The organism is Ruegeria sp. BF6, from assembly GCF_056538665.1.
Genome location: NZ_JBQFTN010000001.1, coordinates 593696 through 608743, shown reverse-complemented (window position 1 = coordinate 608743; position 15048 = coordinate 593696). Strand labels below are relative to the sequence as shown.

The following is a 15048-nucleotide window of genomic DNA, read 5'->3' as shown; positions in this document are numbered from 1 at the left end:
GAGATTCGAATGCCCTCGCGCCGTCATGTCGCTCGTGACATTTCCTACGCTTATTCCGCCGAAACCAAAGGCGGGCAGATGGTGATCAAACTGATGGAGAACACCACCGGTCGTATGCGCCTGATCAAGCGCGCGGATGGGTATGAGAAAGAGGTGGCTAACGGGCGCGATTTCTGGTCGGTGATGGTGGAACGCTACGGGCTGTCTCTGGATGTGGTCGGCGGGGCGTTGTCGAATGTTCCCAAAGACGGTCCACTGATCCTGATTGCCAATCACCCTTATGGCATTCTCGACGGGATGATGATGGGCCACATCCTGTCTCAAACCCGGGGTGATTTCCGTATTCTGGCCAACCATGTTTTCCGCAAGGCTGAGGATCTGAATCGCATCATTCTGCCGATCTCGTTTGATGAATCGAAAGAGGCTATGAAACTGAATCTGGAAACCCGCAAGACCGCGCTGAACTATCTGAGCGAGGGCGGGGCGATTGGAGTTTTTCCCGGAGGAACGGTCAGCACAGGCGTCAAGCCGTTCTCACATCCGATGGACCCGGGCTGGCGCGGTTTCACGGCGCGAATGGTGGCCAAGTCGAGCGCCACAGTGGTGCCGGTTTTCTTTGATGGACACACCTCGCGGCTTTTCCAGATTGCTAGTCATTTGCACAATACCCTGCGCATGGGTTTGCTGATCAAAGAGTTCAAGAAACGCGTCGATACGCCGGTCAAAGTGGTGATCGGAGACCCCATCTCGCGCGACGTTCTGGACCCTCTGGCGAAGGATACGCGCAAGATGATGGATTTCTTGCGCAAAGCCACGTATGAGCTGTCCCCAACGCCGCTGAAGTCTTATGACTACGGCTATGAATTTGAGGAACGGCATCGCGCCTAAAGGGGCAAATGGCAGTAGGTATCTTTGATTCTGGATTGGGCGGTCTGACCGTTCTGGACGCCGCGCAGAAACGTCTGCCGGACGTGGATTTCCTGTATTTCGCGGACAGCGGACATGCGCCCTATGGTGTGCGCGATGCCGAGAATATCTATGACCTGACACGGCGTGCCGTTTACGATCTTTGGAACCGCGGCTGTGATCTGGTGATTCTGGCCTGTAACACTGCCAGTGCGGCTGCTTTGCGCCGGATGCAGGAAGAAGGCGTGCCAGATGGCAAGCGCGTTCTGGGTGTCTTCGTACCTCTGATCGAAGCCCTGACCGAGCGTCAATGGGGCGACAACAGCCCTCCGCGTGAGGTCGCTGTCAAACACGTTGCGCTGTTTGCAACGCCAGCGACGGTGTCCAGCCGGGCCTTCCAGCGGGAACTGGCGTTTCGCGCAATTGGTGTGGATGTCGAGGCGCAGGCTTGTGGCGGTGTGGTCGACGCAATCGAAGACGGCGACATGATTCTGGCCGAGGCGCTGGTGCGCAGCCATGTGGATGCGCTAAAACGGAAAATGCCGGAACCGCAGGCCGCGATTTTGGGCTGTACTCACTATCCGCTGATGGCCGAAACTTTTCAGGCTGCCTTGGGTTCGGATGTGCAAGTGTTCAGCCAGGGGGCTTTGGTGGCTGAAAGCCTTGCGGATTACTTGCAGCGGCACCCGAAGATGCAGGGTGAGGGCAAAGGTGGGTTTCTGACCACAGGAAAGCCCGGCACGGTCAGCGACCGTGCTACGCAGTTCCTCCGACGACAAATCACGTTCGAGGCCGCCTGACTTAGGTCAAGGACGGCTTAACGCATTCTCCTTTATTCGAAGGCCGTCACATCGGCCGTCGTGATATGTGACACTATGGAACAAGAGGTCTGACATGACCCATAAAATCGCAATTCTGGGTGCCTCCGGCTATACCGGCGCCGAACTGGTGCGGTTGATCGCCGAGCACCCGAACATGGAAATCACGGCTTTGGCTGCCGAGCGGAAGGCCGGGATGTCGATGGCGCAGGTTTTCCCGCATCTGCGCCACATGGATTTGCCAGACCTTTGCAAAATCGCTGAGATTGATTTCTCGCAAATCGATCTGTGCTTCTGCGCGCTGCCCCACAAGACCAGCCAAGAGGTCATTCGCGACCTGCCGAAAGACCTGAAAATCATCGATCTCTCTGCGGATTTCCGTTTGCGGGACGCGGATGAATACGAGAAGTGGTACGGCAATCCGCACGTCGCCCTGGAGCAGCAGGAAGAGGCAGTTTATGGCCTGACCGAGTTCTACCGGAATGATATCCGCAACGCGCGGCTCGTTGCGGGCACGGGCTGCAATGCGGCCACGGGGCAGTATGTGCTGAGGCCGCTGATAATGGCGGGCGTGATCGATCTGGACGATATCGTGCTGGACCTGAAATGCGCCGTATCGGGGGCAGGGAGATCGCTGAAAGAAAATCTGCTGCACGCTGAGCTTAGCGAGGGTTACAATGCCTATGCCGTGGGTGGTACTCACCGACATCTGGGCGAGTTTGATCAGGAGTTTTCGGCTCTGGCTGGTCGCACCGTGCACGTGCAGTTCACGCCGCACCTGATCCCGGCCAACCGGGGTATTCTGGCGACCACTTACGTCAAGGGCGATCCGGCCAGTGTGTACGAAGCGCTGGGTAAGGCCTATGAAAATGAACCATTTATCCGGATGTTGCCGTTTGGCGAGACGCCTTCGACCCACCATGTGCGGGGTTCGAATTTCTGCCATATCGGTGTGGTTGGCGACCGGATTGAACGGCGCGCCATCGTGATCGGCGCGTTGGATAACCTGACAAAAGGTAGCAGTGGCCAAGCCTTGCAGAACGCTAACCTGATGTTAGGTGAGGATGAAACCGCGGGCCTGATGATGGCCCCGCTGTTCCCGTGAGGACGAAATGAAAACGCTCAAGAAACGCCGTCGTGTACAAGTTATTCTGCTGGCCGTCGTGGCTCTTTTCGTGGCCACGGGGTTGATTGGATATGCGTTGCAGGACGGTATAAACTTCTTCCGCTCACCCAGTCAGGTGATCGCCGAGCCGCCGAAACCGACTGAGGTTTTCCGCATCGGCGGTCTTGTCGAGGAAGGCTCGATCATACGAGGGCAGGGCGAGACGGTGCATTTTGTCGTGACCGATGGTGGCGAAAGTGTGCCGGTGGCATTCACCGGTGTTCTGCCTGATTTGTTTGCCGAAAATCAGGGTATGGTGGGCACGGGTTCATACGTAAATGGTGTTTTTGAAGCCACTGAAATTCTTGCCAAACACGATGAAACCTACATGCCGAAAGAGGTCGTGGATGCTCTGAAAGAGCAAGGCGTTTACCAGGAAGCAGACGAAAGCTGAACTCAGCTGCCCTGCGGGCCTGCGGCGGGAATTGATTTGGAATTAATAATGCAGGGCGTTGCGCGCAACCGGCGGGCAGCGCCCTGTTTCGTTGGAGGAATTTAACCGGGTTGGGAAACTGTGTGTCGGACCAAATGCGGAGGGTGCGATGCAGACGGTGCGACAGATTGCAACTGAGATTGTGGCCCGCGAAGGCGGGTTTGTGGACGATCCAGACGATCCCGGCGGAGCGACCAAGTACGGTGTGACCATTCACACCATGCGCCGCCTTGGGCTGGACCTTTCGGGCGATGGGGTGATCAACGGTGCCGATGTACGTATGCTCAGCAAATCACAGGCTGTCGATATTTTTGTGCAGCATTACTTTGAGCTGCCCCGGCTGAGCCTGCTCCCGACGATTTTGCACCCTTCGGTGTTTGACATGTACGTCAACGCCGGTGGGCAGGCCGTCAAGATTCTTCAACGTCTGCTACGTGAAATGGGGTTCGGGGTCACCGTTGACGGAATCGTTGGGCCAAAAACTGCGCGGGCCTGCGAGAACGCGGCGGACCCTGATCCGGTGGCTTTGCGGGATTCCTATGGTGTCGCGCGGCGTAACTTTTACTTTCGGCTTGCCGACAACAGGCCCGCATCCCGCAAATACGCCCGGAGCCGGGCGGGTGGCAAAGGCGGGTGGATTCGCCGGGCCGAGGAATTTGTCTCTCCGGCATATCACTTAAGCGATGCAGATTTTCAAAGGAGAGTTGCGGGATGGGGCTGATCTCGAACGTCTTGACGTTTCTGTTCGGAGGCGGTCGCAACGTCGTGCGCGAAACTGCTGAAATATTTCGGGAAAATGCCGAGAACGGGGCTGCGCGCAGTCTGACGTTACAGCAACAGGCGATGGTTCAGTTCGGTCAGGAGTTTCAGGTGCCTCGCAAAGGCGCATTTGATCGGGTCATGGACGGGCTCAACCGGTTGCCGCGCCCGGCGATGGCGCTGGGGACGTTGGGTTTGTTCGTTGCCGCCATGGTCGATCCGTTGTGGTTCGCGGCGCGGATGCAGGGGATCGCCTTAGTGCCCGAGCCGTTGTGGTGGCTGCTTGGTGTAATCGTGTCGTTCTATTTCGGTGCGCGTCATCAGACCAAGGTTCAGGATATGCAACGAGAGATTACGGCCACGATGCAGCGCGCGCCCCAGGTGCTGGAAAACCTTCAAGCGTTGAAAGCCCTGCGCAGTGATGGAATCGGGGCTGCCGACCCTGGGACCGACGTTGCACTGGCCGAAAGTGCCAGCCATCCCGGCGACAACCCGGCGTTGGAGGACTGGCGGCGCAAACGCACAGCCTGACCCGCGACACTATGCTCGCCCCAAAGGGGCGAAAGTGATTGGTGCTTGCCCGGTAACGGGATTATATCCGGGGCCATGATTACAGAACTTGGCCACTTTGCCCTGATCCTCGCTTTTCTGGTTGCCATCGTGCAGTCAGTGGTTCCGCTGATTGGTGCCGCCAAACGGTGGCCCGGATGGATGTCCTTTGCCGAACCTGCGGCCATCCTGCAGTTCCTGCTGGTTGGGTTCTCGTTCTGGGCACTGGTCTGGGCGTTTGTGACCTCGGATTTCTCGCTGCGGGTGGTAGTTGAAAACAGCCATTCAGCTAAACCGATGCTGTACAAGATCAGTGGCACATGGGGGAACCACGAAGGCTCGATGCTGTTGTGGGTTCTGATCGTGTCGTTGTTCGGCGCCATGGCCGCGTTCTTCGGGGGCGGCCTGCCACCCACACTGAAAGCGCGGGTTCTGGCGGTTCAGTCCGCGATTGCTGTGGCGTTCTTTGCCTTCATCCTGTTCACGTCGAACCCGTTCGACAGGCTGATCGTGGCGCCATTTGACGGGCGCGATCTGAACCCACTGTTGCAGGACCCCGGTTTGGCCTTTCATCCACCGTTCCTGTACCTGGGCTACGTGGGCCTGAGCATGGCCTTCAGCTTTGCCGTCGCCGCCCTTATCGAGGGACGCGTCGACGCCGCATGGGGACGCTGGGTGCGCCCTTGGACTCTGGCCGCGTGGGTTTTTCTGACCATCGGCATCGCGTTGGGATCCTGGTGGGCATATTACGAGCTTGGTTGGGGCGGGTTCTGGTTTTGGGACCCGGTCGAGAACGCCTCGTTCATGCCGTGGCTGCTGGCTGCTGCACTGCTGCACTCGGCCATTGTGGTGGAAAAGCGCGAGGCTCTGAAAAGCTGGACCATCCTGCTTGCGATCATTGCCTTTGGTTTCTCGCTGATCGGTACGTTCATTGTGCGATCGGGGCTGTTGACCTCGGTCCACGCTTTCGCCAACGACCCCGAACGTGGCGTGTTCATCCTGTTCATTCTGGTGATCTTCATCGGCGGGTCTCTGACCCTGTTTGCCGCGCGTGCGCAGGCGATGGAGGCCAAGGGCGTCTTTGGTATGGTCAGCCGCGAAAGCGCGCTGATTCTGAACAATATCCTGCTGGCCGTCAGCTGTTTCGTCGTGTTTGTCGGGACAATGTGGCCGATGGTGGCCGAGATGGCGTTCGATCGCAAACTCTCGGTTGGAGCGCCGTTCTTCAATTCGGCCTTCACGCCGTTCATGGTCGCATTGGGCATTGCTCTGCCGGTGGGCGCGATGCTTCCGTGGAAACGCGGCAAACTTGGCAAAACGGCTTTTTCCCTGCGCTATGCCTTCCTGCTGGCACTGGCTCTGGCCTTGCTGGTCTGGGCGACGCAGACCGGGCGCAGTGCGCTGGGGCCGGTTGGTCTGTTCCTGGGCGCATGGATCACCTTTGGAGCGGCCGTTGACTTGTGGAGCCGCACTGGGCGACAACGCAGCCTCAAGCGCCTGTTCCGTCTGCCGGGCGCAGACTGGGGCAAGGCTGTGGCGCATACCGGTCTGGGTGTGACCATTTTCGCCATTGCTGGCCTGACTGCGTGGGAGGTCGAAGACATCCGCGTTGCCCAACCCGGTCAGCCGTTCGAGGTCGGGCAGTTCACCCTGATGCTCAATGATGTCCGGCGTGTACAGGGGCCGAACTATTTCTCGACCATGGCTGATGTTGTGGTTGAAAAGAACGGGCGGCCTATGGGCACGCTTCATCCTGAAAAACGAGACTATCCGGTCGCTCGGATGCCTACAACCGAAGCGGCGATTGACTATCGGTTCCTCGGCGATCTCTATGTGGTTATAGGTGATCAGCAGGCCGATGGCGGCTGGGTCATGCGGACCTATATCAAACCGCTGGCGAACTGGATCTGGGGCGGCTGTATCCTGATGTCCCTGGGCGGGTTGCTCAGCCTGTCGGACCGCCGGTTCCGTGTAGCAGCCGGTGCGCGCAAGACGCCAGCGGGCGGAGTACCTGCGGAATGAAACGTCTGATCCTGATCCTGACGCTGATTGCGTCGCCTCTGTTTGCTGTCCAGCCCGACGAAGTTCTGGACGATCCGGCGCTGGAACAACGGGCGCGGGACCTCAGCACCGGGCTGCGTTGTCTGGTTTGCCGCAACGAAAGCATCGATGAAAGCAATGCCGAACTGGCTCGCGATTTAAGGATACTTCTGCGGGAACGTCTTGTGGCGGGGGACACGGATGAAGAGGCAATAGCCTTCATCGTGGATCGTTACGGCGAGTATGTGTTGCTGAAACCGACCACATCGGGCTCGAACCTGATGCTGTGGCTGGCCGGTCCGGTCATGTTGCTGATTGCCGCCGCGATGGGCTGGAGTTTTCTGCGCAAGCGGGCTCAGGTTCAAATCAGCGGTGATAAGGACAAGCTGACCGAAGCCGAAAAAGAGCGTTTGCGCCAAATTCTTGAAGACTGACCCAGGGTTCCGCTTTTCCTTCCCCTGTATTTCAGTCAGGGTTTCGAAAAGAACGGAATTTTGGTGAGGGGTTCATGGAATACGAAACGATCCTGTTGGACATCACGGACGATTTGGCGGTTGTGACCCTGAACCGTCCTGACAAGATGAACGCGATGACAGCGCAGATGCGGGCTGAGGTCACGCACGCTATGAAATACGCCGCCCGCCACGCGCGGGCGATTGTTCTGACCGGATCCGGCGGTGCCTTTTGTTCGGGGCAGGATCTTGGCGACGCGTCCAGCACAGGCAAGATCGATCTGGAACGGACGCTGCGCGATGAATACGAGCCGATGCTGGAGACGATCTATGACAGTCCGGTTCCCACCATTGCCGCCGTCAACGGCCCGGCCGCCGGGGCGGGGGCAAACCTTGCGCTGAGTGCGGATGTGGTGATTGCGACCGAAAGCGCCTATTTCCTACAGGCGTTTGCCCGGATTGGCCTGTTGCCCGACGCAGGTGGTACGTGGTTCATGCCGCGTCAGATGGGGTTTGCCAAGTCCATGGGGGCCGCCTTGTTTGCCGACAAGATCAGCGCGCGGCAAGCGGATGACTGGGGCCTGATCTGGGAAGCCGTGCCCGACGACGTGTTCGACGCCCATTGGCGCAAGCGCGCAGCTTATCTGGCCAAAGGTCCCACTGCCGGATTCGGAGCGATCAAAAAGGCGATCCGCGGGACATATGAGAAAACATTGCCGCAGCAACTGGCGATCGAGGCGCATCTGCAGGGTGATTGTGGCCGCAGCCGCGATTTCGCCGAAGGCGTCGTGGCCTTCATGGAAAAACGCCCCCCGAAATTCGAAGGGCGCTGAAGCTCAGGCACGGCGGCGACGGCGTGTACGACGCTCTGGTGCGCCATCGTCGCCAGTGCCATCCGATGCAGAGGAGAACGGCCCCAGGGCATCGGTGATCTGATCCAGTGTCGGGCGCGAGCCGCGCGGGCGCGTGTCCAGTGCTTCGCGCATTTTGTGCAGATGGTCGGGCATGGTGCCGCAGCAACCGCCTATGATCGTGGCCCCGGCATCCCGGGCCATTGCCGCGTAATCACCCATCAGTTCGGGCGTGCCGTCATAGTGGATGTGGCCATCGACATATTTCGGGATACCGGCATTGCCTTTCGAGATCACGGGACGCTCGGTTCCTTGTGCAGCAAAGCCCAGCACCGTGCGCAGAATGTCCGAGGCGCCGGTGCCGCAATTGGCTCCGAAAGCAACCGGTGGATTGGGCAGGGTTTCGACCAACTGCGCCAGTTCAGCCGAGGTGACGCCCATCATGGTACGCCCGGCGGTATCAAAGCTCATGGTGCCGCACCAGGGCATGTCGGCCAGGGCAAAGGCCTCGGCAGCCGCGCGGAACTCCTCCGGGGCGCTGATGGTTTCCAGCCACAGGACATCCGCACCGCCAACCTTGAGTGCCTCTGCCTGTTCGTGGAACATCTCGACTGCTGCGGCGTGGGAAAGGCTGCCGACAGGTTCCATGATCTCACCGGTCGGACCGACTGAGCCAGCCACCACGACAGGACGTCCGGCTTTGTCGGCGACCTCGCGGCCGAGTTCCGCGCCAATGCGGTTCAATTCGGCCACACGGTTCTGCGCATCATGCAGTTTCAAGCGTGCCGATGTGCCACCGAATGTGTTGGTCAGGAACAGATCGCTGCCCGCATCGACCGAGCCCTGATACAACGCGCGAATCTTGTCCGGGGCGTCCACGTTCCACAGCTCGGGCGCATCACCGGACTGCAGACCCATGTTGAAAAGGTTCGTACCTGTTGCGCCGTCTGCCAGAATGGCATCTTTGATTTCGAGAAGCTTGCTCAGTGCATTTGTCATTGGGATATTCCAAAAAAAGGCGCAATCGGCCTGACAATTATTAGAGACGCCCCGTGTCTCATGACCGGGACGTCAAATCAAATTCATAAATCTCATGAAGATCATGAGGTGGTCAAACAAGCCTTAGTCCGTTTCGCTGAGAACCTGGGCTTTGGCTTCGGGAAGAAGCTCGGCCATCTTGGCGCGGATTTCGTCATCCGAGGAAAGCGAACCCAGATCGCCCGAGACTTTGCGCACAACGTCTTCGTGCCCGGCTTCTTCCAGATCGGCTGTGACGACGGTTTTTGCGTAGTCTTCAGCCTCTTGGCCGGATTTGCCGAGTTTCTCTGCAGCCCAAAGGCCAAGCAGCTTGTTGCAGCGGGCCTGTGCCTTGAACTGCATTTCCTCGTCATGCGCAAACTTTGCTTCAAAGGCGTATTCGCGTTCGTCAAACGTGGTCATTGGTTGGGGACCTCTTGGATAACAACTTCTTTCCTGATGATATGACTATACGTGCGGCTGTTCGCAAGGTATTTGCGCTGCGTCAAAGCCCCTCGGGTCAGTAAACTTGCGGGAAAGGGGGGCTTGCACTATGAGAACGCCAACGTGAGGGGACTCATTCCCTCTGTTCTGAGTGGAAAGGTCGCTTATGGCGCGTCGCAAGAAAATCTATGAAGGTAAGGCCAAGATTCTGTACGAAGGTCCCGAACCGGGCACTATTGTACAGTATTTCAAGGATGACGCCACCGCGTTCAACGCCGAGAAAAAAGACGTGATCGACGGCAAGGGCGTACTGAACAACCGCCTGAGTGAATTCTTCATGAACGGGCTGGCTCAGATCGGCGTGCCGACCCATTTTATCCGCCGTCTGAACATGCGCGAACAACTGGTGCGCAGCTGTGAAATCGTGCCTCTGGAAGTGATCGTGCGCAACTATGCTGCCGGTTCGATGTCGAAACGTCTGGGCATCGCAGAGGGCACGCAACTGCCGCGTCCGATCGTGGAATACTGCTACAAGGACGATGCGCTGGGTGATCCTCTGGTTACCGAAGAACACATCGCCGCTTTTGGCTGGGCCAGCCAGCAGGACATGGAGGACATCCTGAGCCTCGCGTTGAGGGTGAATGACTTCATGAGCGGCATAATGCTGGCCGTGGGCATCCGTCTGGTTGATTTCAAGATCGAGATCGGCCGTGTCTATGACGGCGACTACCAACGACTGATCATCGCGGATGAGATCAGCCCCGACAGTTGCCGCCTGTGGGATATCGAGACCGGCCAGAAACTAGACAAGGACGTGTTCCGCCGCGATTTGGGCAGCCTGACCGATGCCTATTCCGAGGTTGCGCGCCGTCTGGGTGTTTTGCCCAAAAGCAACGTGACGAAACCGACGCTTATCAACTGAGCAGTATTTCGGTCCAAAAAATGCTGAAAGCGCTGTCTGCACCGACGGCGCTTTTTTCTTTTGCTCTAGTGGTTTGACAGCGCGTCCGGTCCTTCGCATTGTCGGGCAGGTGCAACCAGGGTGGTCCCGATATGGCCGAATTGTTTGATCAGGCTGTTTTTCTCAAATTCCTCGCGGCGCTGCTGGCGATCTTCAACCCGCTTTACGGCATCCCGATATTCCTAAGCATGACCGAGGGCTACTCGGCCTCGGAACGCAAACGAGTGGCGCTGATCGTAACGGGCACTGTTGTGATTGTCGCCCTGATCGCCGTACTGGTGGGCGAAGAGGTTCTGGCCATCTTTGGCATCGATATTCCATCGTTCCGTATCGCCGGTGGATTGATCATTCTGGGGGTCGGCATGTCGATGCTGAATGCCTCTGACCGGCCACAGGGCGATCAGCAGGCGGTGGAAGAGGGGGCCAAGAAGAAAAGCAATATCGCCGTTGTTCCGCTGGCGATACCTCTGACCATCGGTCCGGGCACTATCGCGACCACAATTGTCTTTGCCCACACGCTGTCCGACGGGGCCGAGATTGTCACCTTGGGGTCCGCAGTGTTGATTGCCTGCGCCATTGTGGGGCTGGGATTGCTGTTCGCGGACCCGATTTCCCGGTTTTTCGGGCCGACCATGATCAATGTGATTACCCGCGTCATGGCTATTATCCTTGTCGCTGTGGCCGTTGAAATGGTGCTGACCGGCACATTCAACGCCATAGATGCGCGGTACCCGGGACTGATCGGCGGAAGCTGATCGGCTCGCCTGCGTCAAACTGTATGCGGACAAGGGTTGTCGAACGCCGCTTCGCACGCTATCCCCCGCGCAACGGAACGGGCCCGGAACCACGGCCCTCAGCTGGAGTTGCAGGAATGAAAGCACGGGTGCATGTGATGCTGAAGAACGGGGTCCTCGACCCGCAGGGCGAGGCCGTGCGGCACGCTTTGGGCGCCATGGGCTTTGATCAGGTCGAAGGGGTGCGTCAGGGCAAGGTGATCGACCTGGAACTGGCTGAAGGCGCGACCGAGGCGGACATCACCGAGATGTGCGAAAAGCTGTTGGCCAATACCGTCATCGAGCGCTACGAGATCGAACTGGTCTGACTAGATGCGGGCCGCCCGTCTGATCACCTATCGTCAGCCACTGGAGCTGACAACCATTCCCGACCCCGAACCGGCCGAGGACGGCGTTGTCGTCCGGGTTTTGGCCTGCGGCGTTTGCCGGTCGGATTGGCACGCGTGGTCGGGGTCTGACCCGGATGTGGTCTTGCCGATGACACTCGGGCATGAGTATTGCGGCGAGGTTGTCGCGGTTGGGGCGCGTGTGTCTCTGTGGAAAGCCGGGGATCGGGTGATCGCGCCGTTCATTCTGGCCTGCGGTCATTGTCCCGATTGTGCGCAAGGTCATCAGACGATCTGTGCAGATCAGGTCGTGCCCGGTTTCACCTGTGATGGCGCCTTTGCCGAGTACATCGCTGTCGCGCATGCTGACGCCAACCTGACGGCCTTGCCGGACACGCTGCCACCCGAAATTGCGGCTGCCCTGGGTTGCCGGGTAACAACCGCATGGCAGGCATTGGTCGGTCGGGCGCAGATACAGGGCGGCGAATGGCTGGCCATCTTTGGCGGCGGTGGCGTCGGTCTGTCCACGCTGTTGCTGGGCAAGGCGCTGGGGGCCCGTGTCGTTGTAGTCGATATCGCCGACGACAAGCTGATCTATGCCCAAAGCCTTGGTGCTGACGCGGTGGTCAATGCGGCCACCAGCAATGCACCTGAAGCAGTGAAAGAAATCACCGGCGGCGGGGCACATGTGGCGATCGAGGCGCTGGGGGTCGAAACCACCACCGTCGCGGCGGTGAAATCCTTGCGCAAACTGGGTCGGATGGTACAGATCGGGATGCCAACAGGGCAGCACTCGGACATGTCCCTCCCGATGGACGTGCTGTATTCAGGCCAGTTGGCCGTATATGGAACACGCGGGATGCCAAGCTGGCGCTATCCGTCGCTGTTGTCACTGATTTCAGGGGGAAGCGTTAATCTCAGCCCGCTGGTGACGCGAAAAATATCTCTGAACCAGGTAAGTGATGAACTTGCCGCCTTTGACCTTCCAACGCCGCCGGGTGTTGCCGTGGTCACCGATTTTGTCTGTTAGGAGGGTCCGCAATGCGCGCAGCCGTCATCGTTTTCCCCGGTTCGAACTGTGACCGGGACCTTGCAGTGGCCTTTGAGCAGGCTGGATTTCAGGTCGATATGGTCTGGCACAAGGATGCCGCGCTGCCCGAGGGCATCGACATCGTGGGCGTGCCCGGCGGGTTTTCTTATGGCGACTACCTGCGCTGTGGTGCAATCGCCGCGCAATCACCGATCTGTAAGGCCGTGGTCGATCACACCAATCGGGGCGGTTACGCCGTGGGGGTGTGCAACGGGTTCCAGATTCTGACCGAAACCGGCATTCTGCCCGGCGCGCTGTTGCGCAACGCAGGCTTGAAATACATCTGCAAGACCGTGGGCCTGAAGGTGGAAACCAGCGACAGCGCCTTTACTCAAGGCTACAATGCGGGTGACGTGATCGGAATTCCGATTGCGCACCATGACGGAAACTATTTTGCCGATGACGCGACATTGTCTGCGCTTCGGGATCAGGACCGGATCGCATTCACCTATTCCGAGAATCCGAACGGCTCGGTCGGGGACATTGCCGGCATCCTGTCCGAAAATCGCAGGGTTCTCGGTATGATGCCGCATCCGGAACGTGCAGCGGATGATGGGCATGGTGGCACCGACGGTACGGCATTGTTCCGCGCATTGTCGGGTGTCCTCGCGCCTGCGTGACTTGAGGTTGTGCCGAACCCCGCGTAATTTTCCGGGATGAGCTCCGATCTTCGTTCCGGCTGGTCCAACCTGACAAAACCATTCCGCGGCGCGCCCCTTGGGTGGCGCCTGCGGTTTGCTGTGATCGCCTTGTTGGTCGCTGCCTTCGCGACGATCTGGATCACGAACCGTCTGCTGACGGACAGATTCACCGAGTCGACTCGCAACCGGGCCGAGGTGCGCCTTGCGCTGTATTCCGGTAACCTGCTGAGCGAACTGCGCAGAAACGCGATTGTACCGCAACTGCTGTCGCGTGATCCGGCGTTGATCTCGGCGCTGCAATCCGGTGACTTTTCGCTGTCTACACAACGCCTGATCTCATTTGTCGAAGAGATCGGGGCAGCGTCCCTGATGCTGTTGGATGGGGACGGGCGGCTGGTCGCGTCCACCGATCGCAACCGGTTGGGTGAAGCGCACCGCAGTTCGCCCTATTTTATTGATGCGGTACGTTCTAACGCCACGATCTTTACCGTCATTCCGAAGGAATCCGGCGGCTACAGTTTTGTCTACTCGCGCCGGATCGATGCCAATGCCGATAACCTTGGCGTGATTGTTGTCGAGGTCGATCTGCACAAGTTCGAGCTTGCGTGGGCCGGTATTTCCGATGCTGTGATGGTCACCGACAGCACCGGGGCGATCATCCTGTCGACCGAACCACAGTGGCGCGGGCTGGACGAAAACTCAGCCATGCTGCGGCAACCTCCGGAAGGTGCAATTCAACGCGCGATCCGGGCCACGGCGGATTGGACTGCTCTACCGCCCGATGCCTATCTGCAGGGCGAGGCTGTGATGCGGATGGAAACACGCATACCGTTCCGTGGCTGGCAGATGACGTCCTTCACGACCTACGCTTCGATCCGTGAAAAGGTAAACAGCGTTCTCGCGCTTGAGATCATGGGCTTTGCGATTCTGTTGGCGCTGGCCTTCTACGCACTCAGCCGAAGGGCAACGCTACGGATGGCCTTGTTCCAGCGCGAGTCGGCAGAGCTTCGCGCATTGAATGCAAGGCTGCAGCGGGAAATCGCTGAGCGCGAAAGGGTTGAAAAGACGCTGGAAGTTGCCGAACAGACGCTGGCACAAAGCTCGAAACTAGCCGCGTTGGGCGAGATGTCAGCCGCCGTCAGTCACGAGTTGAATCAACCGCTGGCTGCAATGAAAACCTATCTGGCCGGCGCGCGTTTGCTGCTGCGCCGAAACCGACCCGAAGAGGCATTGGCCAGCTTTGGCCGCATCGACGGTTTGATCGAGCGGATGGGCGCGATCACCCGGCAACTCAAATCCTACGCGCGTAAGGGAGCGGATGCGTTTTCGCCCGTAAATCTTGGCGAAGCGCTGGCCTCGTCCCTGTCGATGATGGAACCGCAACTGCGTCAGCGGCATGTGAAGATCACACAGATTTTGCCCGAGGAACCTGTCATTGTGATGGGGGACAGGATGCGGATTGAACAGGTGATGGTGAACCTCTTGCGCAATGCGCTTGACGCCACCAAATCTGTATCAGAGCCGGATGTGGAAATCATTCTGGCAGCAGGCGATATGGCGGTGCTGACAGTCCGTGACAACGGCTATGGTATCGAGGACATCGAGAACCTGTTCGAGCCGTTTTATACAACTAAGCAGCCCGGAGACGGGGTCGGTTTGGGACTTGCCATATCTTCGGGTATCGTAAACGACCATGGGGGGCGGTTGACCGCCCGCAACAGCCAGCACGGTGGCGCGGTGTTTGAGATGCAGCTGCCGATACTGGGAAGCGACGGCCTCGAGGCCGCTGAATAACAAAGGAA

Annotated in this window: 17 protein-coding genes; 15 read left to right on the top strand and 2 right to left on the bottom strand. The window is 58.8% G+C overall.

Annotation, left to right across the window (positions count from 1 at the left end):
* Positions 1-9 precede the first annotated feature (9 nt).
* From ACR0IM_RS03100 to ACR0IM_RS03060, 9 genes are all read left to right on the top strand, one after another.
* Complete coding sequence (locus ACR0IM_RS03100; protein ID WP_480680785.1) at positions 10-888, top strand: lysophospholipid acyltransferase family protein; 879 nt, start codon at positions 10-12, stop codon at positions 886-888.
* Between the two features lie 8 nt (positions 889-896).
* A complete protein-coding gene (locus tag ACR0IM_RS03095) occupies positions 897-1706 on the top strand; it encodes a glutamate racemase (protein WP_480680784.1) in 810 nt (269 codons plus the stop codon).
* A 94-nt stretch (positions 1707-1800) separates the two neighbouring features.
* The gene (argC, locus tag ACR0IM_RS03090) at positions 1801-2829 is read left to right on the top strand and encodes an N-acetyl-gamma-glutamyl-phosphate reductase (RefSeq protein WP_480680783.1); all 1029 of its coding nucleotides are present in this window, start codon (positions 1801-1803) and stop codon (positions 2827-2829) included.
* 7 nt (positions 2830-2836) lie between these two features.
* Positions 2837-3283 carry a cytochrome c maturation protein CcmE gene (ccmE, locus tag ACR0IM_RS03085; protein WP_421599844.1) on the top strand — a complete coding sequence of 149 codons (447 nt, stop codon included), beginning with the start codon at positions 2837-2839 and terminating at the stop codon, positions 3281-3283.
* A 148-nt stretch (positions 3284-3431) separates the two neighbouring features.
* Positions 3432-4043, top strand: a complete 612-nt coding sequence (locus ACR0IM_RS03080; RefSeq protein ID WP_480680782.1) for a holin-associated N-acetylmuramidase — start codon at positions 3432-3434, stop codon at positions 4041-4043.
* Positions 4034-4612 carry a holin family protein gene (locus ACR0IM_RS03075; RefSeq protein WP_480680780.1) on the top strand — a complete coding sequence of 193 codons (579 nt, stop codon included), beginning with the start codon at positions 4034-4036 and terminating at the stop codon, positions 4610-4612. The genes ACR0IM_RS03080 and ACR0IM_RS03075 overlap by 10 nt, the downstream gene beginning before the upstream one ends.
* Positions 4613-4687: 75 nt before the next feature.
* Positions 4688-6652: a heme lyase CcmF/NrfE family subunit gene (locus ACR0IM_RS03070; protein WP_480680779.1), complete on the top strand. Its 1965-nt coding sequence runs from the start codon at positions 4688-4690 to the stop codon at positions 6650-6652.
* Positions 6649-7104: a cytochrome c-type biogenesis protein gene (locus ACR0IM_RS03065; protein WP_480680778.1), complete on the top strand. Its 456-nt coding sequence runs from the start codon at positions 6649-6651 to the stop codon at positions 7102-7104. The genes ACR0IM_RS03070 and ACR0IM_RS03065 overlap by 4 nt, the downstream gene beginning before the upstream one ends.
* Before the next feature lie 74 nt (positions 7105-7178).
* Complete coding sequence (locus tag ACR0IM_RS03060; RefSeq protein ID WP_480680777.1) at positions 7179-7955, top strand: enoyl-CoA hydratase-related protein; 777 nt, start codon at positions 7179-7181, stop codon at positions 7953-7955.
* A 3-nt stretch (positions 7956-7958) separates the two neighbouring features.
* On the opposite strand, the gene bmt is transcribed toward ACR0IM_RS03060, so the two are convergent.
* Together bmt and ACR0IM_RS03050 are read right to left on the bottom strand one after the other, a co-directional pair.
* Positions 7959-8972, bottom strand: a complete 1014-nt coding sequence (gene bmt, locus ACR0IM_RS03055) for a betaine--homocysteine S-methyltransferase (RefSeq protein WP_480590828.1) — start codon at positions 8970-8972, stop codon at positions 7959-7961.
* A 123-nt stretch (positions 8973-9095) separates the two neighbouring features.
* Complete coding sequence (locus ACR0IM_RS03050; RefSeq protein ID WP_480590830.1) at positions 9096-9413, bottom strand: DUF1476 domain-containing protein; 318 nt, start codon at positions 9411-9413, stop codon at positions 9096-9098.
* A gap of 187 nt (positions 9414-9600) precedes the next feature.
* On the opposite strand from ACR0IM_RS03050, the gene purC reads away from it, so the two are divergent.
* The 6 genes from purC (at position 9601) to ACR0IM_RS03020 (ending at position 15040) form a co-directional block, all read left to right on the top strand.
* A complete protein-coding gene (gene purC / locus ACR0IM_RS03045) occupies positions 9601-10356 on the top strand; it encodes a phosphoribosylaminoimidazolesuccinocarboxamide synthase (RefSeq protein ID WP_475209549.1) in 756 nt (251 codons plus the stop codon).
* 131 nt (positions 10357-10487) lie between these two features.
* The gene (locus ACR0IM_RS03040) at positions 10488-11150 is read left to right on the top strand and encodes a MarC family protein (protein WP_480590832.1); all 663 of its coding nucleotides are present in this window, start codon (positions 10488-10490) and stop codon (positions 11148-11150) included.
* A gap of 116 nt (positions 11151-11266) precedes the next feature.
* A complete protein-coding gene (purS, locus tag ACR0IM_RS03035; RefSeq protein ID WP_109311572.1) occupies positions 11267-11497 on the top strand; it encodes a phosphoribosylformylglycinamidine synthase subunit PurS in 231 nt (76 codons plus the stop codon).
* 4 nt (positions 11498-11501) lie between these two features.
* The gene (locus ACR0IM_RS03030; RefSeq protein ID WP_480680776.1) at positions 11502-12545 is read left to right on the top strand and encodes a zinc-dependent alcohol dehydrogenase family protein; all 1044 of its coding nucleotides are present in this window, start codon (positions 11502-11504) and stop codon (positions 12543-12545) included.
* 11 nt (positions 12546-12556) lie between these two features.
* Positions 12557-13225 carry a phosphoribosylformylglycinamidine synthase subunit PurQ gene (gene purQ, locus ACR0IM_RS03025; protein WP_480680775.1) on the top strand — a complete coding sequence of 223 codons (669 nt, stop codon included), beginning with the start codon at positions 12557-12559 and terminating at the stop codon, positions 13223-13225.
* Between the two features lie 36 nt (positions 13226-13261).
* Positions 13262-15040, top strand: coding sequence for a sensor histidine kinase (locus ACR0IM_RS03020; protein WP_480640449.1), 1779 nt, complete (start codon positions 13262-13264; stop codon positions 15038-15040).
* Positions 15041-15048: the final 8 nt, after the last annotated feature.